We start from the raw sequence: 19,912 nt of genomic DNA on the forward strand, positions 1-19,912 counted from the left end.
TTGATATTATTAATATATTGAATCTAATATTGAAAAAGGAGAAGTGATATTATCAAAAAGAAAGTTTCAATTCTAAAAGATCTTCTCTCAATGTTTATTGCTCAACACAAAAATCAATTATCTTATGCTTTAGGGTTTCTAACTGCTTTTGCTTTTAGTATAAGCTATATAAAATTAGGAATCGAATATGCTTTACTTGTGCTATTAGTAGGACTTGTAATTTTCGAGATATTTAATTACTTTTTTGGCAGCACTCCTGATATTATTGTGATGGGTGTAGATAGTGAAGAAGATATTATGAAGACTTTGAAAAAATCTTTAAACAAAGCTGTCAAAGAAAAAAAAGAGGAAAACAATAATTGAAAATTTAAATTTAAGACAGTCATTTAGACTGTCTTTTTTTTGATTTGATCTAAGATTTTAAAATTTAGGAGGTTAAAGATGATTTATTTAGATTACAATGCAACTACCCCACTTGATGAAGATGTAAAAGAAGTTATGAAAAAAGAAATGGAAAATAATTTCGGCAATCCTTCCAGCACTCATCAGCTAGGAATTAAAGCCAAAAATACTTTAGAAAGTGCTAGAGCTAAGATAGCAGAGTTTTTAAATGCTTCTCCTGAAGAGATAATTTTTACTTCTGGAGGAAGTGAGTCTAATAACATGGCAATTAAAGGAACTGCCTATAGCTATCAAAACAAGGGTAAACATATTATTACAACAGAAATTGAGCATCCTGCTGTGATTGAACCCTGTGAATTTTTGGCTGATAACTCTTATGAAATTACCTACCTTCCGGTTGATAAATATGGTGTAGTTAAAATAGATTCATTAAAAAAGGCAATTAGAGATGATACAATTTTAATATCTGTGATGCATGCTAATAATGAAGTAGGAAGTATTCAACCAATAGAAGAGATTGCTAAAATTGCTGCTAAAAAAGATCTTTTATTTCATACTGATGCAGCTCAGTCAGTTGGTAAAATAAGAGTTGATGTTAAAAAATTGGGTATAGATATGCTCTCCCTTGCCGGCCACAAGTTATATGCTCCCAAAGGAATTGGAGTACTTTATTTAAAAGAGGGGCTGGAGATTGAAGCATTGATCCATGGTGCAGCTCATGAAAATGGCAGAAGAGCAGGAACAGAAAATCTTATTTTTGCTGCCGGATTAGCTGAGGCTTGTGAAAAAGCTTCAGAATTATTTAAAAATAAAAATAGAGATGATCATTTGAAATCTCCTCAAGAATTAAAAAATCTCAGAGATTATTTTGAAAAAGAATTAAAAGATTTTTTTGGAGAAAAAATAAAAATAAATGGTCATCCTCAAAATAGGCTCGTCAACACTTCAAATCTTAGTTTTTTAGATTATAACTCAGCTCATATTTTAAATCATTTAGAAGGAATTGCTGTTTCGGCTGGATCAGCCTGCCACTCAGATAGAGTTGAAATTTCTTCGGTTCTAAAAGCAATGGGTTTAAATGAAAAAGAAGGTGCAGGAGCAATTAGGTTTTCACTGGGAAAATATACAGATAAAACAGAAATCGAAACAGTTCTAAATAGACTCAAAGCATTAACTCAAAATTAATTTAAGTTAATATATTTATCGATAAATAATATAGTATAAGTTTATCTTCCCCTGCTGCTAAACAGATCAAAATATTTAAATCTGTTTGGGGTAAAGGGGATTTTTTCTTATAGATTTACTCTAGAATAATTAACTTAATTATGATAATATTAAAATATAGAAAATTTAGACAATAAGACTTTATTTAAAGAGGGGAAGAAATAATGAACATGGATATTAAAGAAGTTAAAAAAACTTGGCAAAATTTTGTAGAAGAAGATATTCTAATTGGAAACAATTTACGTGATGTAATTATAGAATCATGGAAAAGATGTAAAGAGTATAGGGTAAATCCTTATAGTGGTAAAGGGGCTCATATCTCTGATAAAACTTTGCAGAGGATTAGGAAGGCCAATCAAGATTTGATAAAAATTGCTCAACCCTTTATGGAGGAATTAGCTGAAATAGTAAAAAGTTCAGGTTTTGTGGTTGTTTTAACTGATCAAAAAGGTATGATTATGGAAGCCACAGGTGATAAAGAAACTTTGAGCAATGCAGAAAAATTAAAATTTAGTCCTGGTTCTTATTGGTCAGAAGAAAAAGTTGGTACAAATGCTATTGGAACAATTATAAAAATTGATAAGCCATTGCAAGTTATTGGCTCTGAACATTACTGCAAAGAACATCATGCCTGGACTTGTTCAGCTGCTCCTATTCATAATCCTCAAGGAGATTTAATTGGAATCTTAGATATGTCTGGCCCTTATGATCAGGCACATCCTCATACTCTTGGTATGGTAGTCGCAGCAGCTAAGTCAATTGAAAATCAGTTATCAATAACCGAAAAAAATAAAGAATTGAGAAAAACAAACAAATTTTCTAATGCTGTATTTAATTCGATGTCTGAAGGATTAATATCTATCAATAAATTCGGCAGTGTTATATTTATTAATCAGGCTGCTTCAAGAATGTTCGGTATTGATAGAAAAAAAGCAAATGACAAAGATGTCAGAGATATATTAGGAGAACAAAAAGTGGTAGAAAAGATGCTGGCTGAACACAAAGTTTTTACTGATGAAGACATTTATATCCATAAAAACGAAGAGAAACTATATTTTAATGCTTCTGCTAGAATGATGTTAGGCCATGGTGGAGTTGCAGATGGCTTTATTATAATACTGAGGAAAATGAAAACAGTGAAAAAAATTGTTAACAGAATGTCTGGTAGTGAAGCAAGATTTTCTTTTGAAGATATTATTGGTAAAGACCCTGGCTTAAAAAAAGTTTTAGATACAGCTAAAATGATCAGCAATAGTGATGCTGCAATATTGATTGAAGGTGAAAGTGGAACTGGAAAAGAAATGGTTGCTCAAGCTATCCATAATAACAGCAGCCGCAGCAAAAGGGTGTTTTTGAGTATCAACTGTGCAGCTATTCCTCAAAGCCTATTAGAAAGTGAATTATTTGGTTATGAAGGAGGAAGTTTTACTGGTGCTAGAGAAAAAGGAAGACCTGGTAAATTTGAGCTAGCTTCAGGTGGAACACTACTTTTAGATGAGATAGGAGAGATGCCCCTTAATATGCAGGCAAGTCTTTTGAGGGTTCTTCAGGAAAAAGAAATCAATAGGATTGGTGGTTTAGAACCGATAGCAGTTGATGTAAGAATTTTAGCTTCTACAAATAAGGATTTAGAAGCAGAGGTAGCAAAGGGGAATTTTCGTAAAGATTTATTTTTTAGATTAAATACAGTGAAATTGGAAATGCCACCTTTAAGAAAGAGAAAAAAAGATATAGAAAAATTAGTAGAGCATTTTATTTTTATTTTAAATCAGAGAAGTAATAAAAATATTCATGGAGTAGAAAAAAGGGTAATTGATTTACTAGAAGGCTATAATTGGCCTGGTAATGTAAGAGAATTACAAAATGTTATTGAAAGAGCTGCTCTTTTATCTGAAGATGGTTTGATTAGGGTTGAACAACTTCCTCAAGAACTAAAAGACAATGAACAAGCTGAGCTTGATAATTTTGATCCCAGCCAGATTCCTTTGGTGAAATTAAAAGATATGGAAAGACTAATGTTAAAACACAGTTTAACTCAAACTAAAACAATTACAGAAGCTGCAAAAATACTTGGAGTGAGTCGCTCTACATTTTACAGAAAAGCTGATGAGTTTAATATAAAAATTTAATTAACAAATCTATAATATCTAATTAAGAGATTTTAAATTAGTGAAAATAAACACTTGTTTTATTTTAGAACACACCCCATTCATGTCTCATAATAGAACATAGCCTTCCGTGAAGCCTGTCATTTCAATAATTAATCATTTTTTTTAAGCTTTTTATGTTTTATTTTAAAACATAAAATAATTAATTCACAAAATAATTAATTTAAAAAATTATTTCTTAAAAAATATTTACACTTAATAAGCCCTGTCATAATAGGATTTAATAGTCTCTTCTGAACTTTATTTTCGTTATTTTTTTATTATGGTATGATTTATGCATCTTAAATAGTGTGAAAAGTTTAAAATTTTCTTATTTTGTTTCAACAATTAATTTTTAAGGAGGTGAAACTTACTTTAAGTTCACTCTATTAACTTTATTAAGGGAGGGGTCAAATTGAAGGAAAGTAAAGAAGAATTGGTCAAATTATTAGAGGACATGTTAGTGATTCGTGAATTTGAGACCAAGGTTCAGAAGCATTTTGCAGAAGGGGAAATTCCGGGTTTCGTGCATCTTTATTTAGGTGAAGAAGCAGTTGCTGTTGGTGCCTGTAGTGCTCTTAAAGAAGATGATTTTATAACTAGTACTCACCGTGGACATGGTCACCTATTAGCTAGAGGTGGAGACCTCAAGAAAATGATGGCAGAGATCTTTGGTAAAGCCACTGGTTATAATAAAGGTAAGGGTGGCTCAATGCATATTGCAGATGTTAGTCTTGGAATTCTTGGAGCAAATGGTATTGTTGGTGCTGGTTTACCAATAGCTGCTGGTTCAGGAATAAGTGCTCAAATATTAGATAAAGATTCTGTTACTATATGTTTCTTTGGTGATGGAGCATCAAACAGAGGTACCTTCCATGAAGCAATAAATATGGCTTCTGTATGGGATCTACCTGTAGTTTTTGTTTGTGAAAATAACCTTTATGGTATTTCAATGCCTCAATATACTAATGATCACAGAAAAGGACAAAATATCCAGGATGTATCTGATCGGGCAGTAGCATATGGTATTTCTGGTGTTACAGTTGATGGTAATGATGTTATGGCTGTTAATGAAGCTGTTGTAGAAGCAGTTAAAAAGGCAAGAAGTGGGGGCGGTCCAAGCTTAATTGAATGTAAAACTTATCGTCACCGCGGACACTTCGAAGGAGATCCAACAGTTTATAGATCAGATGAAGAAGTTGAGCGCTGGAAAGAAAAAGATCCTATTGATAGATTTGTTAAAATTCTTAAAGATCAAGAAATTCTAGATGATGAAGGCTATAAAGAACTTCGCAATGAAGTTAAGGGCAGAGTAGAAGAAGCACTCCAGTTTGCCCAGGAAAGCCCTGAGCCAGATCCATCAGAAGTTACAACAGATGTTTATTATGGGGGTGCTGAATAATGAAAAAATTAAGTTATGCTGAAGCCTTAAGAGAAGCAATGGCCGAAGAAATGGAAAAAGATAGCTCAGTATTTATTATGGGTGAAGATGTAGGTATTTTTGGGGGCTGTTTTGGGGTTACAGGTGATCTTGTAGAAAGATTTGGTCAAGATCGAGTTAGAGATACACCTATTACAGAAACCGCGATTATCGGAAGTGCAGTAGGGGCAGCAATGACAGGAAGTCGTCCTATTGCAGAAATTATGTTTGCAGGCTTTTTGGGAGTACCAATGGATGAAATCTTCAACCAGGCTGCTAAAATGTGTTATATGACAGGTGGTCAGGCTAAAGTACCAATGGTTTTAAGAGTTCCTAATGGAGCAGGTATTGGAGCAGCTGCTCAACACTCTGAAAGAACAGAAGCCTGGTTTACTCATATTCCTGGTTTAAAAGTAGTTTATCCATCTAATGCGGCTGATGCTAAAGGACTCTTGAAAACAGCAATACGTGATGATAATCCAGTTATGTTTTTTGAACACAAAATACTATATAATCATGTCGGAGATGTTCCAGAAGATGAAGATTATGTAGTACCATTTGGAGTTGCAGAAGTTAAAAGAGAAGGTAGTGATCTAACAATAATCGCTACAGGTATAGAAGTTAGTCATTCTCTGGAAGCAGCTGAAAAATTAGCAGAAGAAGGAATAAGTGTAGAAGTAATTGATCCAAGAACATTAGTGCCATTTGATAAAGAAACACTCTTAAAATCAGTTGAAAAAACTGGTAAATTACTAATAGTTTCAGAAGAAACTAAAAGAGGTTCTTTTGCTTCAGAAATCTCTGCAGTAGTTGCAGAAGAAGGCTTATTCTATTTAGAGCAGCCAATAAAAAGAGTCTGTGCACCAGATGCACCAGTTCCATTTAGCAGTGTACTAGAGCAAGCTTATCTACCAAATCCAGATGATATTGTAACTGCTGTGAAAGAGATGTTGTAATGTGACTGAAAATATTAATTCAGTTGGAATCATTGCTAATCCAGCCTCCGGGAGAGATATCCGGAGGTTGGTAGCACATGGTTCAGTATTTGATAATGTTGAAAAGGTAAATATAGTAAGACGTATACTGCTGGCTCTAAATAATCTTGATTTAGATAAAGTCTATATCATGCCTGACTCATTTGGAATAGGAAATTCTGCTCTAAATGGTCTTTGGGGTGAAGAAAAGAAAAATTTTAAAATTGATGTAGATATTATGAATATGACAATAACCGGCTCAGCTGAAGATTCTTTTAATGCTGCCTGTTTAATGGAAGAAAAGGGAGTAGATGTTATTATTGTATTAGGTGGAGATGGTACAAATAGGGTTGTAGTCAAAGCCTTAAAAAATACAGCAGTACTATCACTATCCACAGGAACAAATAATGTTTTTCCTATTATGGCAGAAAGTACTATGCTGGGACTTGCAGCTGGTTTATATACTAAATTTACTCCTGAAGAAAGAGAAAAAGTAACCCAGCCAATAAAATGTATTTATATAATTAAAGATGGCGAAATTGTAGATATAGCACTAATAGATGCTGTAGTAGTTAATGAATCATATATTGGGAGTAAAGCACTCTGGCATGTAGAATTATTAGAAGAAATACTTGTTACCAGAAGTACTTCCTATGATATTGGGATGGTTTCAATTGCAGGTCGTTTAACAGATGTTGGAGTACTTGATAATGGTGGAGCCTTTATTAGAATAGGTGATTCTGAACATAAGGTTAAAGCCGCAATTGCTCCAGGTGTTATCAAAACTATTCCAATTAAAGATTGGAAAAAGATAAAACAGGAAGAAGTTATTGAGCTTCCCAAGAAAAAAAGAATAATTGCTCTTGATGGAGAAAGAGAAGTAGTTGTTAAAAAGGATGAAAAGCTAAAAATGCAGTTAACTTATGCTCCTGCCAGATTTTTAGATTATAAAGCCGCTTTAGAACTGGCTGATAGCAAGAAGATGCTGGAGGTGAAATAATTGGATCTAGATCAATTAGCAGAGAAATATGCAGATTGGTATAAAACTCCTAGAGGAAGTTATGTTGGTGAAAATGAATATCAGTGTCTTGCCAAACATATAGGAGATTGTTCAGGAAAGAAGATTATTGAGCTTGGCTGTGGAACTGGCTTTTTTTTACGGAAATTTGCAGTTGATGCAGAAGAAACAGTGGGATTAGATATTACAGAAGGCATGTTAACTGCTGCTAGAAAAATTGCTCAAGAAAAAGATCTAGATATTAATTTCATTCAGGGGGATGTGACAGAAGAAATCCCTTATCCAGATAATTATTTTGATATAGTTTATTCTAATTCAATGATAGAATTTTTTGAAGCTGGAGAAGAATTAGAAGCCGTATTAACTGAAATGTGGAGGGTTTTAAAACCAGGTGGTAAATATGTGATTGGTGTCTTAAATTCAAAGAGCACCTGGGCCTATAAGAGAATTGCAGAGACTATGGAAAAAGATAGTATTTTTTCTGAAGCAACTTTTTACAGTTGGGAAGAATTAAAAGCAATATTAGAAAAATTTGCTCAGGTTAAAATTGAATCAACACTTTTTGTTCCACCCTATTTTAAAGAAAAAGAGGACTTTGAGTGGTTTAAAAACTTAGAAAGTGAGTTTAAAGCACGTTATCCCAAAAGGGGAGCACTGTTAGTTGCAAGTGTTGTAAAAGAGGAGGGAAATTGATGGCGAATCAATTATTAATGCCAAAATTAGGTTTAACAATGGAAGAGGGTACATTAATTGAATGGTATGTAAAAGAAGGCGATAGTTTTGAAGAAGGAGATATAATCTTTGCAGTAGAAACTGAAAAATTGACCAATGAAGTAGAAGCAAATCAAAGTGGTGAGATATTAGAAATATTAGTTGAAGAAGGAGAAACAGTAGCAGTTAAAACTCCTGTTGCCAATTTAGTTGGCTATGAAGGTGGTGCAGCAGAAAGTAAAGAAGAACTTTCTCAAGCAGAACCTCAAAAAAAAGAAGTTAGTGAAGAAAAAAAGGTTAAAAAAGAAAAGAAAGAAACTTCATCTGACATCAAAGTAATGGCTGCTCCAAAAGCAAGGAAAGTTGCATCTGATAATGACATAAGTTTAGAAGAAGTTGCAGCAGCATTAGCTAAAAGCAGATTATCAGTTTCTGATGTAGAAGAATATTTGGCAGGTGAAAAAGATAGTGGAGAAGATAAAAAAGAAGCTGCTAAAACTACTAAGAAAAAGCAATCTTCTTCAATGCGTAAAATTATTGCGGAAAGGCTAAGTGAAAGCTGGAGATCACCTCATATATATTTAAGAAAAGAAATAGATGTAGATGCATTAATTTGTTTTAAAGAATCTTTAAAAGCTAAAGGAAGAGAAGTTTCTTTAAATGATGTAATTACCTTTGTTACTGCAAAGGCTATTAAAGACAGCAAAACCATAAATACTGTTGAGGTTGGAGAAGGAGAATTTGAAGTAGCTGAAGATATTAATATTGGTATAGCAGTAGCTGTTGAGGCAGGACTGCTGGTTCCAGTAGTTAAAAATGCAGAACAATATAGAGTTGAAGAATTAGCTGCTAAAAGTAAAGATTTAATTAAGAGAACCAAAGAAAATAAATTAACTCCTGATGAAATGCAGGGAGGAACATTTACAATTACTAATCTTGGCATGTTTGGTATAGATGAATTTACTGCTATTTTAAATCCGCCTCAATCAGCAATTTTAGCTGTAGGAACCATAAAAGAAAAACTATATTTTGATAGTTTTGATGATCTAAACGAGAAAAGAGTTATTAACTTTACTCTTGGGGTAGATCATAGATCGATTGATGGAGCTACTGCCGCTAAATTTATGCAGACCTTTGCTGAATATATAGAAAATCCTTATCTATGCTTCTAAATTAGACTTTTTTGGAATCAGTATTCCAGGGCAAAAAATATTTAACTTACAGGGGTGAAATTGAATGGAAGCTGTATTTAAAGATGTACTGCAGGTAGGAGTAGTTGTAAAGGACTTAGAATCAACAATGAAGACATATGCAGATAAATACGGAATTGGTCCCTGGGTTGTTTATGATTTCAACAAAGATACTGTGGCAGATATGAAAGTTGATGGTAAAAGACAGGACTATCGGATGAAACTAGCAGTCACTGATATTGGTGGTGTTCAGTGGGAATTAATTGAGCCAGTTGATGAAATAAGTGATTATGCAAAATTTTTAAAAGAGCATGGGGAAGGAATTCATCATGTTGCTCTTGATACTAAGTCTTATGAGGATGCACTTGAGTTTTGCGAAGAGAAGGATATTGAACAACTTCAATATGGTTATTGGGGTAAAAACTTCCACTATGATTATCGCAAAACTCAGGATGATCTAAAATGTATAGTTGAGTTATATGGACCGGAAGAAGATTTTGAATGGCCTGAACCTGTCGAAGTGTATCCCGACTAGAAAACAAAATTATTATTTAATTTTATTCAGGGGGAATAAATATGGCAAAAACAATGAAAGCTGCTCTTTGGTATGGACCCAAAGACATAAGAATAGAAGATGTAGAGATACCCAAAATAGAGGCTGGACAGGTTAAAATAAAGGTAGAGTGGTGTGGAATCTGTGGTTCTGACTTACACGAATTTATGGTAGGTCCAATTTTTATACCTAAAGGTGCAAAACATCCTTTAACTAAAAAGGAAGCGCCAATTATTATGGGACACGAATTTGCAGGAGAAGTTGTAGAAAAATCAGATGATGTAGATCATTTAAATATAGGTGATAAAGTAACATTAGAACCAATAGTTGCCTGTGGTGAATGTCCTAATTGCAAAAAAGGTTATTATAACATCTGTGAAAAACTTGGCTTCCACGGCTTAGCCGGTGGTGGAGGTGGATTAGCTGAATATACTACTTTTGATGCTAAATTTGTGCATAAACTCCCTGAGGGAGTAAGTACCAAAGAAGGTGCTTTAATTGAACCCATAGCTGTAGCAGTTCACTCTTTAAGAAGAGCAAAATTCCTACAAGGTGAGACAGCTATAGTTACCGGGGCAGGACCTATAGGACTTTCCACAATCCTATCATTAAAAGCAGCTGGTGCTCAAGAGGTTATTTCAGTTGAAATTGCAGAAGCTCGCAAAAAATTTGCTTTAGAATTTGGGGCAGATTATGTACTTGATCCAAATGAAGTTGATGTGTTAGAAGAAGTAAATAAATTAACAGATGATAAGGGTGTAGATGTAGGCTTTGAAACAACAGGAGTCCAGGCTGGTTTTGAAACAGTTGTTGCTGCAACAGCAAGAAGAGGTAGAATAGTTGTAACTAGTATTTGGGAAGAAGCTGTAGAGTTCAATTTAAATAATTTAGTTTTAACTGAAAAAGAAATTAAAGGTACAATTGCTTATTCTGAAGGAGTTTTCCCGGCAGTTATTTCAATGATCCAAGATGGTAGAATTAAAGCATCTAAAATGATTACTGAAGAAATTAAATTAGATGATTTAGTTGACAAAGGTTTTGAAGAATTAATGGCTCATAAAGATAAACATGTTAAAATTATTGTTACACCGTCTTAAATCCAAAGGAGGAATAAGAAATGAAATTGGATGGAAAAGTTGCTCTGGTAACTGGTGGTGGGAGGGGTCTTGGAGAAGGGATCGCAAAGAAATTGGCAGAAGCTGGTTGTAATATTGCCATAGCTGATATCGATCTAGATAATGCAAAAAAAGTTGCTGAAGATATAAAGAAAATGGGAAGAAAAGCAATTGCAGTAAAAGTTGATGTTACTAAGTGGGAACAGGTTAAATCCATGGTTAATAAAACAATTAAAGAATTGGGTAGTCTGGATATTGCAGTTAATAATGCGGGAGTAATTTCTATTAAATCAGTTGAAGAATTAAGTGAAGAAGATTGGGATCATGTACTTGATGTAAATGCCAAAGGTGTTTTTCTCTGTTCCAAAGCTGAAATTCCTCATATGAAAGAACAAAATTGGGGAAGAATTATTAATGTAGCCTCTATTGCCGGTAAACAGGGATTTCCTGATTTAGCTCATTATAGTGCTTCAAAGTTTGCAGTAGTTGGTTTTACTAATGCTTTGGCTAAAGAATTAGCTAAAACTAAAATTACAGTAAATGCTATCTGTCCAGGTATTATTGGAACCCAGATGTGGTATGGAGATAAAGGTCTCGCCAATAAATGGAAAGGCGAAAAAGAATCTATGGAAGAATCCTGGCAGCGTAATCAAGAAAGCCTAATTCCTCAGGGTGTAGCTCAAACTCCAGAAGATATGGGAGGACTTGCAGTTTATTTCGCCACTGCTCCTCATGTAACCGGTCAGGCAGTAGCAGTTGATGGTGGTATGACTTTATAGTATAATAAAGTATAATAAAAATTATTATCAAACTTAACCTCTTATTTAATTATCTGATAAGGGGTTAAGTTTTTTCTGTTTTATTCAGAAAATTAGACTTTATACTTGAAAAAAATATTTAGTAAAGGAGCTATCTAATGGAAGTTAATATTAAAGAATTTCAAGAACTCAGCACTTATGAATTATATAAAATTATTCAAGCTAGAATAAATGTCTTTGTAGTAGAACAAAATTGTCCTTATGCAGATTGTGATGGCAAAGATTTTGATTCTCATCATCTTTTTTATCAGGATGGGGATACAATTACAGCTTATTTAAGAATTATACCAGCTGGTATTTCCTATTCTGAGCCTTCAATAGGCAGAGTTTTGGTAAAAAAAGAATATAGACGTCAGGGATTGGCTTCAGAAATGATGAAAAAAGCAGTAGAGTATATCAAAGAAAACTTTAAAAGTAATTCTATAAGAATTTCTGCCCAAAAATATTTGCTTGAGTTTTATCAAGAGCTGGGATTTAAAAGAGTTTCAGAAGAATATTTAGAAGATGATATTCCACATTATGAAATGTTATATAAGTATTAGCTAAATACTGGATCAAAAAAATAAATTAATTTTTGATATAAATTGTAATAAATAATTCTATCTGATAAAATAAAATTGCTCTTATTGAAATGCTGGGAGGTAGATACTTTGTTAGACTTAAATAAAGCGTCTTCATTGGCTAAAAAATGGGCTTTAGAAGTAGGTCAGATTCAAAGAGAAAGATTTAAAGAAAGTGATTTTGAAACTACGACAAAGAGCAGTAGTGCAGATTTAGTAACAGAGGTTGATATTTTAAGTGAAAATATGATTAAAAATAATATAGAAAAAGAGTATCCTGAACATAATATTATTGGTGAGGAGCAGGGTGACAGAAAAAAAGCAAGTGATTACACCTGGATAATTGATCCCCTAGATGGATCTAATAATTATTCGATGGGATATCCTATTTATGGAATTTCAATTGCACTTAAATTTAAAGATCAAATAGTAATGGGGGTTATATATTTGCCTGAGCAGGATGAAATTTATTCTGCCATAAAAAACAAGGGAGCTTTTAGGGGTTCTGAAGTTATTAAAGTGGCAGAAAAAAAAGAATTAGAACAGGCAACCGTTTCCACTGGTTTCCCCTATGATAAAAAAGATTCTGAGCTTGATAATTTACTTCCTTTTAGCAAAATTGTTAAAAATTCTAGAGGAGTTCGTCGTTCTGGTAGTGCTGCTTTTGATCTGATTTCAGTTGCCTGTGGTAGAACAGATCTGTTTTGGGAGTTTAAATTAGCAGAATGGGATATTGCAGCAGCAAAAATAATTATTAAAGAAGCTGGTGGTACTGTTTTTGAAGCACAAGTTAAAGCTGCTCCCTTAATTATAGTTGCTAATAGAAAACTTGTGGAGATCGTTAAATCTATTATTTCTGAATTATATCAATTGGAAAATGAATCTTATCTCTAAAATTGGGAGTTGAGTTATGAAAATAATAAGATACCAAACAAATAATGAACTTGAATATGGGATTTTAAAAGATGATATTATTCATGAGCTTCAAGGTGATATTTTTGGGGATTTTTCACTCGGAAAGAAAGTTAAGAGCTTAAGTGAAATAGAAGTTAGAGCTCCGATTGATCCGCCAAATATCATAGCAATTGGACTCAACTACAGAAAGCATGCTGCTGAAAGTGCTTCTGAGATTCCTGATAAACCTGTCATTTTTTTAAAGGCTACAAATAGTGTTATTGGAAGAGATAGCAATATTATTTTACCTAAAAATGCTCCGGATGAGGTAGATTATGAGGCGGAGTTGGCTTTTATTATTGCTGAAGATTGTAAGGATATTGAAATTGAGAAGGCAAAAGACTATATACTTGGTTATTGTTGTGCGAATGATATTAGTGCAAGAGACTGTCAGAAGAGAATTGATAAACAGTGGGCCAGAGCTAAATCATTTGATACTTTCTGTCCTATAGGGCCCTGGATTGAAACTGAATTAAAGCCAAATAATTTAAAAATAAGATCAATTCTAAATGGTAAGGTAATGCAGGATTCTAACACTGCTGATATGATATTTAGTGTAGAGGAAATTCTAAGTTATCTATCAAAAAATATGACTCTTAAAGCTGGTACTGTTGTACTGACTGGAACACCTGAAGGTGTTGGCTTTGCCAGAAAAGAGCCTGTTTTTTTAAGAGAGGGAGATGAGATAGTAATAGAAATTGAAGGAATTGGTGCTTTAAAAAATAAAGTTAGCAAAGAAAAATAAAATATTATCTGATTTATTTTAATTGATATTATCAATTAACTTAAATTATCATTTTTTAATAAACTCTTCGGGGAGGTATTTATGCAATTTTTTAATCAACAAACAATGACTTTGTTAGTCCCTGTTCTCTTAGTTGTCCTTTATTTTCTTATAAAAAATAACTTAAATAAACTAAAAAGCAAAAGGGCAGAAGAACTATTTAGAAATTATCATAAAGATCGGATAATATATTTTTCCAAAGAGGTTGATTATTTAGGTAGAGAATCAACCGGCAAAAGCAAAATAGTAAAAAACGGTTCATTATTATTAACTTCTGATGAATTACATTTTGTCAGATGGATGCCTAAAGAAGAATTGGTTATTCCTCTGGAAAACATCAAAAAAATAGAAGAGGTTGAATCATTTTTGGGTAGAAATAAAAATAAGCCTCTTTTAAAGATAGAATTTAATGGTGAAAACGGGAATACTGATTCAGCAGCCTGGGAAATTGATAATATGCATGTCTGGAAGGAAAGTCTTTTAAACAATTTAAATGATTAAAAATCTGAATAATATATTTTAAGACCGTTCTATTTAAAATAGAGCGGTCTAACTTATGCAAATATAAAATTGTGGCTAAAATGTTAGCTTATTAACTTCTTATTTGTTTTTGATAATATAAAATAGAAAATAGTATTTTATTAACTAGGGAGGTATCTTGAGATGGCTAAACATAGATTTGACCCAATTAAAAAGGATAAATTATTTAACAAGGAAAGAAAAGCAAGATTAAAGCCTATGCAGTTATTGCTAAAACATGGTTTAAAAGAAGGAGATAAAATAGCAGATATAGGAGCAGGGAATGGTTTTTTTGCTATACCAGCTGCTAAAATAGTAAAAGAAAGTGGTCAAGTATTTGCGGTAGATGTTGAGAAGATAATGTTAAGAGATCTAAACAAAAGGGCTAGCTCAGCAGCTGTTGAAAAAAATATCACTTTAATCAAAAGTAGTGAAAACAGAGCAGAATTGGCAGAAAAAGTAGATTTTATGCTTTTTTCTTATTTGATTCATGAAATAGATGACAAAGAGTCTTTTCTAGATAATTATTTAAAATTTTTAAAAACTGATTCTAAGATCTTAATAGTTGAATGGACAAAAAATAATATGGATGAAGGCCCACCTAAAAATCACCGCATAGGTCGAGATGAACTTAAAAATATATTAGAAAATAAGCAGCTTAAAAATATCAAAATAGAAGAAATTGACGAAAAAAATTATTTGATTACAGCAGAAAAGCTTTAACTTAGATTATAAATATCTATTCTTTGATCTTGAAAATAATTAGGAGTTGTAGTCATAAATGAATAAAGCAGATAGCTATAATAATAAAAGAAGATTAATGATCTTGGCATTTTCTATGATGCTTACAATTGGAATAGTAAATAATTTAAGAGGACAGATCGGTCCATTAATCATCGATGATTTTGGACTTAGCTACAGTCAGCTTGGATTTTTATTTTCTTTTTTATCAATTGGGCCGATCCTTGTTTTTTTCTTTAGTGGAAAATTAATTGAAAAATTTGGTTTGCTAAAAGTTTTAGTTTATGGTTTGATTCATACAGCTCTTTCTCTTTTCGCGGTACATATTTCTCCGGGTTATTATTATTTACTTATTTCTTTCTTTTTTGTCAGTTTAGGTTTAACTTTATTAAATATAGTTTCGGTTACAATAATTTCTCTTGGTTATTCTAATCAAAGGGGTAAAATGATAAATTTACTCCACTTGTTTTATGGTTTAGGAGGAATTATTGCACCTTATTTTGTAACCTTATTAATTAGCTGGGGCTTTGGTTGGTCACATAGTTTTTTATTCTCAATAATATTTATCACAATAGTATTTTTAGAATTTAAAAATTCTAAATTACCAGAAACAAGAGCTTCAAAAAGCAGCTCTGTTCTTAAAACAGCAGAATTACTTAAAGATAAGGTAGTTATTTTATTTTGTGTAGTTGTTTTTGTTCAAGTTGGGGTAGAAATATCAATAGTTACCTGGCTGGCTCCATATTTAAAAGATGTGCAGGGAAGGTCAGAATTAGTAATCAGTTTTTTTCTATCATTATTTTTTATAACTTTTACTGTGGGAAGACTACTAGCTAGTTTAATAGTAGAAAAAATTGGTTATTATAATTTTCTGCTTTACACCCAGGTTTTGACAGCCTTATCAATTTTATTAGCCTTAGTTTTTGGTACTCCTTTGACCTTTCTTTTATCTATTTCTGGTATTTTTATTGCTGTACAGGTGCCTACCAGTCAAGCGGCAATCTTAGATAGTTTTGGTGCAAGTGGAATTAAAGTTGTTGGCTTTGCCCAAACAGCCGGTACGATTGGAGCAGCTGTTTTATCAAATTGGGTAGTTGGTTTTATAAATGATTTTTTGGGTATCCGTACAGGTTTTATTTTTTTGATTTTGCTTTTGATAATATTATTTATTATAACAATTTATTTAAAAAAATTAACTTTGTCTGGTCAATTTAATCCACAATAAAATTAAAAAATTGTAATTTATAGAGGAATATACTAAATTATCTTGAACTTTATATATATTATGGAAAGATCGATGATTTTTGATAAGGGAAAAGCTAAAAGGGAGGTATATATGCAGTTCAAAAAAAAGATCTTTATAATTAGTATATTAGTGGTGATATTGCTTTTAGTGACAAGTACTTTAATAATAGCTCAAGATAATAAATTAATTGTTCTCCATACAAATGATATCCATGGTCGAATTGTTGATGATGATGGTATAATGGGAATGCCTTATCTTTCTTCAGTATTTAAAGATTATCACTCTAATTATGATAATGTTTTAATTTTAGATGCTGGTGATACTATCCATGGTAGACCTATTACAGACCAACTTGAAGGAGAAAGTACAGTCAAATTAATGAATGAAGTGGGTTATACTGCTATGGTTCCAGGCAATCATGATTTTAATTTTGGTTATCAAAGGTTGTTGGAATTAGAAGAGATGATGGAATTTGATCTTATAGCAGCAAATGTAATCAAAGAAGAAGAACTTTTATTTGACCCCTATCTTATTAAAGAACTAGCTGGGTATAGAGTTGCAATTTTTGCACTAGCAACTTCAGATACCTATAGTACAACTCATCCAGATAATGTAAAAGGGATAGATTTTGCTGATACTGTTGAAACTTCACAGAGATATGTGGATCTTTTAATAAATGAGGAAAATGCTGATTTTATAATTGCTTTAACTCATATCGGATTAAGAGGAACGACCGAAATTGCTGAGTCAGTTTCTGGTATAGACCTTATAGTAGATGGCCACAGCCATGATCTTTTAACTTCAGGGGAAAAGGTTGCAGACACAATGATAGTTCAGGCCAATGAATATACTAAGTATTTAGGGAGAGTGGAAATTACTTTAAATGAAGCAAGTAAAGAAATTGAAGCTTCAGTTCTTTCTGCTGCAGAGGTTAAAGATAACTATCAGCCAGATCCAGAGATCGAAGCTTTATTGGATGAATTTGGTGAGCGGTTAACTGCAATAATGCTTGGTCTTTAAAATAACTTGATTTTAAGGATTTAATAGATCCTTAAATATAAAAAACAATGGAGGGATCAATCAATGAAAAAAAAATTATTAACTATTGCTGTGTTGACTTTATTTGTTTTATCTTTTTTTAGTCTGTCTGTATTTGCTCAAGGCTTAGATACTGTTATTGGTGAGACAGGGATCAGTCTTAATGGAGAAAGGCAGCACGTAAGAACTCAAGAAACAAATTTAGGTAATCTAATTACTGATATGCTAAGAGAAAACACCAAAGCTGATATAGCCCTTTATAATGGTGGAGGAATTAGAGACTCAGCAGATCTTGGTGAGATAACACTTGAGGATGCTATGGCTATTCTTGCTTTTAATAATGAAGTAGTTACTTTACTTATGTCCGGTCAGCAAATTTGGGATACTTTAGAACATGGACTACATGAATATCCCGAAGTAGCAGGTGGCTTTTTGCAGGTCAGTGGACTCAGATTTTATTTTAACCCAGCTAATGAGGCCTATAACAGAGTAGAAAAAGTATTAGTTGATGGAGAAGAAATCAACCTTAGCCGTCACTATGTAGTAGCCACCAATGAGTTTTTAGCAGCTGGTGGAGATGATTATCAAGTTATGGGAGAATCAGAACAGCTAAAATTGTTTGAAAACACAGATCAACAGATGTTTATCCAATATATTCAGGATAAATCCCCTCTTTTCCCATCAGTAGAAGGAAGAATAGTTGTTTTAAGAGATTAATTAATAGAATTTCAAATTTATAAATTCATAAATAAAGACACCATCTAAGCTGAAATGTATCTATATTGATGCGGCTTAGGTTGTGTCTTTTTTATCTTGAGTAGAGATTAAATTTGAAGCAGGATTAAAATATTATTTGTAGAAATATATAGTTAGTATAGTAAAAAGGGGAGTTTCTTATGAGTAACCAAAATTCCGATTTTAATGCTCTTCTGACAAATATAAAAAGAAATTATACTCCGGCTAGAAAAGCAATTCAAAAATCATGGGCCAGAAGTGGTAATTATGGTATTAAAACAGAACAGTTTTCAAGTGATAAAATCTTAAATAAAAGTGAAATAAGAAACAGGATCAAAGAAAACAAAAAAATTGCAGAAAATTTCGATCTCTTATTTTCAGAATTTAGAGAATTAATTACCGAGCTTGCTGCTGCATTTATTATTACTGATAAAGAAGGGTATATTCTTAGTTCGAAAAATTATTTAGATAATTATTTAACTTTAGCTGCCGGGGAAAACTACAGTGAATTTTATCTTGGTACAACTGCAGTTGGTTTAACTTTATTTTCAAAAAAAGAATCTTATGTTAAAGATAAAGAACATTACAAAAAATTTTTGATTGACTATAATTCAGCTGCTTATCCTCTATTAGATGAAAATGGAGCTTTAAAGGGGACTATTGCTGTTTTTTTTAGTAAAAAAATTGAGATAGATTTAATGAGGTTAATTATAAAATTATTTGCTTTTGCCTTAACTGATAAGATCCCTGCCAAAGATTTAATAGAAGAACAAACAGATAGTTCTAATCCTAAAACAGGTTCTAAAGCTCGCTATTTTTTTGATGATATTATTACAAATTCTAAAAAAATGAAAAAAGCTAAAGAAGTTGCTAAAATTGCTGCGAGAAATGATTCAACTGTTATGTTAATGGGAGAGAGTGGTACAGGTAAAGAAATGTTTGCCCAGGCGATTCATAATTTTAATCACCGCAAAAATAGTCCTTTTGTTGCGATTAATGTAGGGGCAGTTCCAAAAGATTTAGTAGAAAGCGAATTTTTTGGTTATGAAGAAGGAGCATTTACCGGAGCAAGAAGAGGAGGAAGACCAGGGAAATTTGAACTAGCAAATGGTGGGACGATTTTTTTAGATGAGATTGGAGAAATGACTCTCTCTGCTCAGCAAAACTTATTAAGGGTTATTCAAGAGCGTGAGGTAACCAGGATTGGTGGTAATCATGCAATAAATATTGATGTTAGAATTATTACAGCAACCAAGAAAAAACTTATAGAAGAAGTGAAAAAAGGTAATTTTAGAGAAGATCTATATTACCGGCTCAATGTAATCAGAATTCCTTTACCAAATTTAAAAGAACGCAAAAATGATGTAATCTTATTAGTTAAAAACTTTATCAAAAAACACTGTCATAAATTTGGAATTCCCAATAAAGAAATATCTGCAGAAAGCAAAAAATATTTTATTAATTATGATTGGCCTGGTAATGTTAGAGAATTAGAAAATGTAATAGAAGGAATAATTACTTTTGCTATGGATGATAAAGTTATTAAAGCAGAACATTTGCCCAAAGAGATTAAGGAAAACAAAAGCATATATGATGATTCTAAAGAGATCTTAACCATAGAAGAAGCAGAAAAAGAGGCTATAAAAAATTCTCTAAAAGCTGCAGCAAATAATATATCTGAAGCAGCTGATATACTAGGTGTCAGCAGGGCAACACTATATAATAAATTAAAAAAATATAATATAAAATATAGGGAGTGATTT

General features: G+C 32.3%; 20 protein-coding genes. All 20 read left to right on the plus strand.

Features of this window, described 5'->3' with window-relative positions; genetic code table 11:
• Positions 1–90 precede the first annotated feature (90 nt).
• Positions 91–363, plus strand: a complete 273-nt coding sequence (locus LJ207_RS01915; RefSeq protein ID WP_229343576.1) for a hypothetical protein — start codon at positions 91–93, stop codon at positions 361–363.
• 78 nt (positions 364–441) lie between these two features.
• Positions 442–1,587, plus strand: coding sequence for a cysteine desulfurase family protein (locus LJ207_RS01920; RefSeq protein WP_229343577.1), 1,146 nt, complete (start codon positions 442–444; stop codon positions 1,585–1,587).
• A 203-nt stretch (positions 1,588–1,790) separates the two neighbouring features.
• The gene (locus tag LJ207_RS01925; protein ID WP_229343579.1) at positions 1,791–3,755 is read left to right on the plus strand and encodes a sigma-54-dependent Fis family transcriptional regulator; all 1,965 of its coding nucleotides are present in this window, start codon (positions 1,791–1,793) and stop codon (positions 3,753–3,755) included.
• A gap of 433 nt (positions 3,756–4,188) precedes the next feature.
• Positions 4,189–5,175, plus strand: a complete 987-nt coding sequence (locus LJ207_RS01930) for a thiamine pyrophosphate-dependent dehydrogenase E1 component subunit alpha (RefSeq protein WP_305038479.1) — start codon at positions 4,189–4,191, stop codon at positions 5,173–5,175.
• Complete coding sequence (locus LJ207_RS01935; RefSeq protein WP_255666632.1) at positions 5,175–6,149, plus strand: alpha-ketoacid dehydrogenase subunit beta; 975 nt, start codon at positions 5,175–5,177, stop codon at positions 6,147–6,149. The genes LJ207_RS01930 and LJ207_RS01935 overlap by 1 nt, the downstream gene beginning before the upstream one ends.
• Before the next feature lies 1 nt (position 6,150).
• Complete coding sequence (locus LJ207_RS01940; RefSeq protein WP_229343580.1) at positions 6,151–7,167, plus strand: ATP-NAD kinase family protein; 1,017 nt, start codon at positions 6,151–6,153, stop codon at positions 7,165–7,167.
• A complete protein-coding gene (locus tag LJ207_RS01945; protein ID WP_229343582.1) occupies positions 7,168–7,878 on the plus strand; it encodes a class I SAM-dependent methyltransferase in 711 nt (236 codons plus the stop codon). It abuts the gene before it with no gap.
• On the plus strand, positions 7,878–9,068 hold the full coding sequence (locus LJ207_RS01950; RefSeq protein ID WP_229343583.1) for a dihydrolipoamide acetyltransferase family protein: 1,191 nt from the start codon (positions 7,878–7,880) through the stop codon (positions 9,066–9,068). Before LJ207_RS01945 ends, LJ207_RS01950 begins: the two co-directional genes overlap by 1 nt.
• Positions 9,069–9,132: 64 nt before the next feature.
• Complete coding sequence (locus tag LJ207_RS01955; protein WP_229343585.1) at positions 9,133–9,621, plus strand: VOC family protein; 489 nt, start codon at positions 9,133–9,135, stop codon at positions 9,619–9,621.
• A gap of 53 nt (positions 9,622–9,674) precedes the next feature.
• Positions 9,675–10,736, plus strand: a complete 1,062-nt coding sequence (locus LJ207_RS01960) for a 2,3-butanediol dehydrogenase (protein ID WP_369414140.1) — start codon at positions 9,675–9,677, stop codon at positions 10,734–10,736.
• A 20-nt stretch (positions 10,737–10,756) separates the two neighbouring features.
• Positions 10,757–11,533, plus strand: a complete 777-nt coding sequence (locus LJ207_RS01965) for an SDR family NAD(P)-dependent oxidoreductase (protein ID WP_229343589.1) — start codon at positions 10,757–10,759, stop codon at positions 11,531–11,533.
• Positions 11,534–11,670: 137 nt separating this feature from the next.
• Positions 11,671–12,114, plus strand: coding sequence for a GNAT family N-acetyltransferase (locus tag LJ207_RS01970; protein ID WP_229343592.1), 444 nt, complete (start codon positions 11,671–11,673; stop codon positions 12,112–12,114).
• 108 nt (positions 12,115–12,222) lie between these two features.
• Complete coding sequence (locus LJ207_RS01975; protein ID WP_229343593.1) at positions 12,223–13,026, plus strand: inositol monophosphatase family protein; 804 nt, start codon at positions 12,223–12,225, stop codon at positions 13,024–13,026.
• Positions 13,027–13,042: 16 nt separating this feature from the next.
• The gene (locus LJ207_RS01980) at positions 13,043–13,831 is read left to right on the plus strand and encodes a fumarylacetoacetate hydrolase family protein (protein ID WP_229343595.1); all 789 of its coding nucleotides are present in this window, start codon (positions 13,043–13,045) and stop codon (positions 13,829–13,831) included.
• A gap of 81 nt (positions 13,832–13,912) precedes the next feature.
• Positions 13,913–14,371: a PH domain-containing protein gene (locus LJ207_RS01985; RefSeq protein WP_229343597.1), complete on the plus strand. Its 459-nt coding sequence runs from the start codon at positions 13,913–13,915 to the stop codon at positions 14,369–14,371.
• Between the two features lie 162 nt (positions 14,372–14,533).
• A complete protein-coding gene (locus LJ207_RS01990; protein ID WP_229343598.1) occupies positions 14,534–15,112 on the plus strand; it encodes a class I SAM-dependent methyltransferase in 579 nt (192 codons plus the stop codon).
• A 58-nt stretch (positions 15,113–15,170) separates the two neighbouring features.
• Positions 15,171–16,355, plus strand: a complete 1,185-nt coding sequence (locus LJ207_RS01995; protein WP_229343600.1) for an MFS transporter — start codon at positions 15,171–15,173, stop codon at positions 16,353–16,355.
• A 111-nt stretch (positions 16,356–16,466) separates the two neighbouring features.
• On the plus strand, positions 16,467–17,396 hold the full coding sequence (locus tag LJ207_RS02000; RefSeq protein WP_229343602.1) for a bifunctional metallophosphatase/5'-nucleotidase: 930 nt from the start codon (positions 16,467–16,469) through the stop codon (positions 17,394–17,396).
• 63 nt (positions 17,397–17,459) lie between these two features.
• On the plus strand, positions 17,460–18,131 hold the full coding sequence (locus LJ207_RS02005) for a bifunctional metallophosphatase/5'-nucleotidase (protein WP_229343604.1): 672 nt from the start codon (positions 17,460–17,462) through the stop codon (positions 18,129–18,131).
• A gap of 179 nt (positions 18,132–18,310) precedes the next feature.
• On the plus strand, positions 18,311–19,909 hold the full coding sequence (locus LJ207_RS02010; protein ID WP_229343606.1) for a sigma-54 interaction domain-containing protein: 1,599 nt from the start codon (positions 18,311–18,313) through the stop codon (positions 19,907–19,909).
• Positions 19,910–19,912 lie beyond the last annotated feature (3 nt).

Origin of the sequence: Halanaerobium polyolivorans (assembly GCF_020711195.1) — a bacterium.
In the GTDB taxonomy this organism is placed as follows: Bacteria; Bacillota; Halanaerobiia; order Halanaerobiales; family Halanaerobiaceae; genus Halanaerobium; species Halanaerobium polyolivorans.

What these genes read in the sequence shown, in the direction of transcription:
- LJ207_RS01985 (WP_229343597.1), top strand. Translation starts at nt 13,913, where the DNA reads ATGCAATTTTTTAATCAACAAACAATGACTTTGTTAGTCCCTGTTCTC.
- LJ207_RS01970 (WP_229343592.1), top strand. Translation starts at nt 11,671, where the DNA reads ATGGAAGTTAATATTAAAGAATTTCAAGAACTCAGCACTTATGAATTA.
- LJ207_RS01920 (WP_229343577.1), top strand. Translation starts at nt 442, where the DNA reads ATGATTTATTTAGATTACAATGCAACTACCCCACTTGATGAAGATGTA.
- LJ207_RS01915 (WP_229343576.1), top strand. Translation starts at nt 91, where the DNA reads ATGTTTATTGCTCAACACAAAAATCAATTATCTTATGCTTTAGGGTTT.
- LJ207_RS01995 (WP_229343600.1), top strand. Translation starts at nt 15,171, where the DNA reads ATGAATAAAGCAGATAGCTATAATAATAAAAGAAGATTAATGATCTTG.
- LJ207_RS02010 (WP_229343606.1), top strand. Translation starts at nt 18,311, where the DNA reads ATGAGTAACCAAAATTCCGATTTTAATGCTCTTCTGACAAATATAAAA.
- LJ207_RS01990 (WP_229343598.1), top strand. Translation starts at nt 14,534, where the DNA reads ATGGCTAAACATAGATTTGACCCAATTAAAAAGGATAAATTATTTAAC.
- LJ207_RS01925 (WP_229343579.1), top strand. Translation starts at nt 1,791, where the DNA reads ATGAACATGGATATTAAAGAAGTTAAAAAAACTTGGCAAAATTTTGTA.
- LJ207_RS01950 (WP_229343583.1), top strand. Translation starts at nt 7,878, where the DNA reads ATGGCGAATCAATTATTAATGCCAAAATTAGGTTTAACAATGGAAGAG.
- LJ207_RS01935 (WP_255666632.1), top strand. Translation starts at nt 5,175, where the DNA reads ATGAAAAAATTAAGTTATGCTGAAGCCTTAAGAGAAGCAATGGCCGAA.
- LJ207_RS02000 (WP_229343602.1), top strand. Translation starts at nt 16,467, where the DNA reads ATGCAGTTCAAAAAAAAGATCTTTATAATTAGTATATTAGTGGTGATA.
- LJ207_RS01980 (WP_229343595.1), top strand. Translation starts at nt 13,043, where the DNA reads ATGAAAATAATAAGATACCAAACAAATAATGAACTTGAATATGGGATT.
- LJ207_RS02005 (WP_229343604.1), top strand. Translation starts at nt 17,460, where the DNA reads ATGAAAAAAAAATTATTAACTATTGCTGTGTTGACTTTATTTGTTTTA.
- LJ207_RS01955 (WP_229343585.1), top strand. Translation starts at nt 9,133, where the DNA reads ATGGAAGCTGTATTTAAAGATGTACTGCAGGTAGGAGTAGTTGTAAAG.
- LJ207_RS01960 (WP_369414140.1), top strand. Translation starts at nt 9,675, where the DNA reads ATGAAAGCTGCTCTTTGGTATGGACCCAAAGACATAAGAATAGAAGAT.
- LJ207_RS01965 (WP_229343589.1), top strand. Translation starts at nt 10,757, where the DNA reads ATGAAATTGGATGGAAAAGTTGCTCTGGTAACTGGTGGTGGGAGGGGT.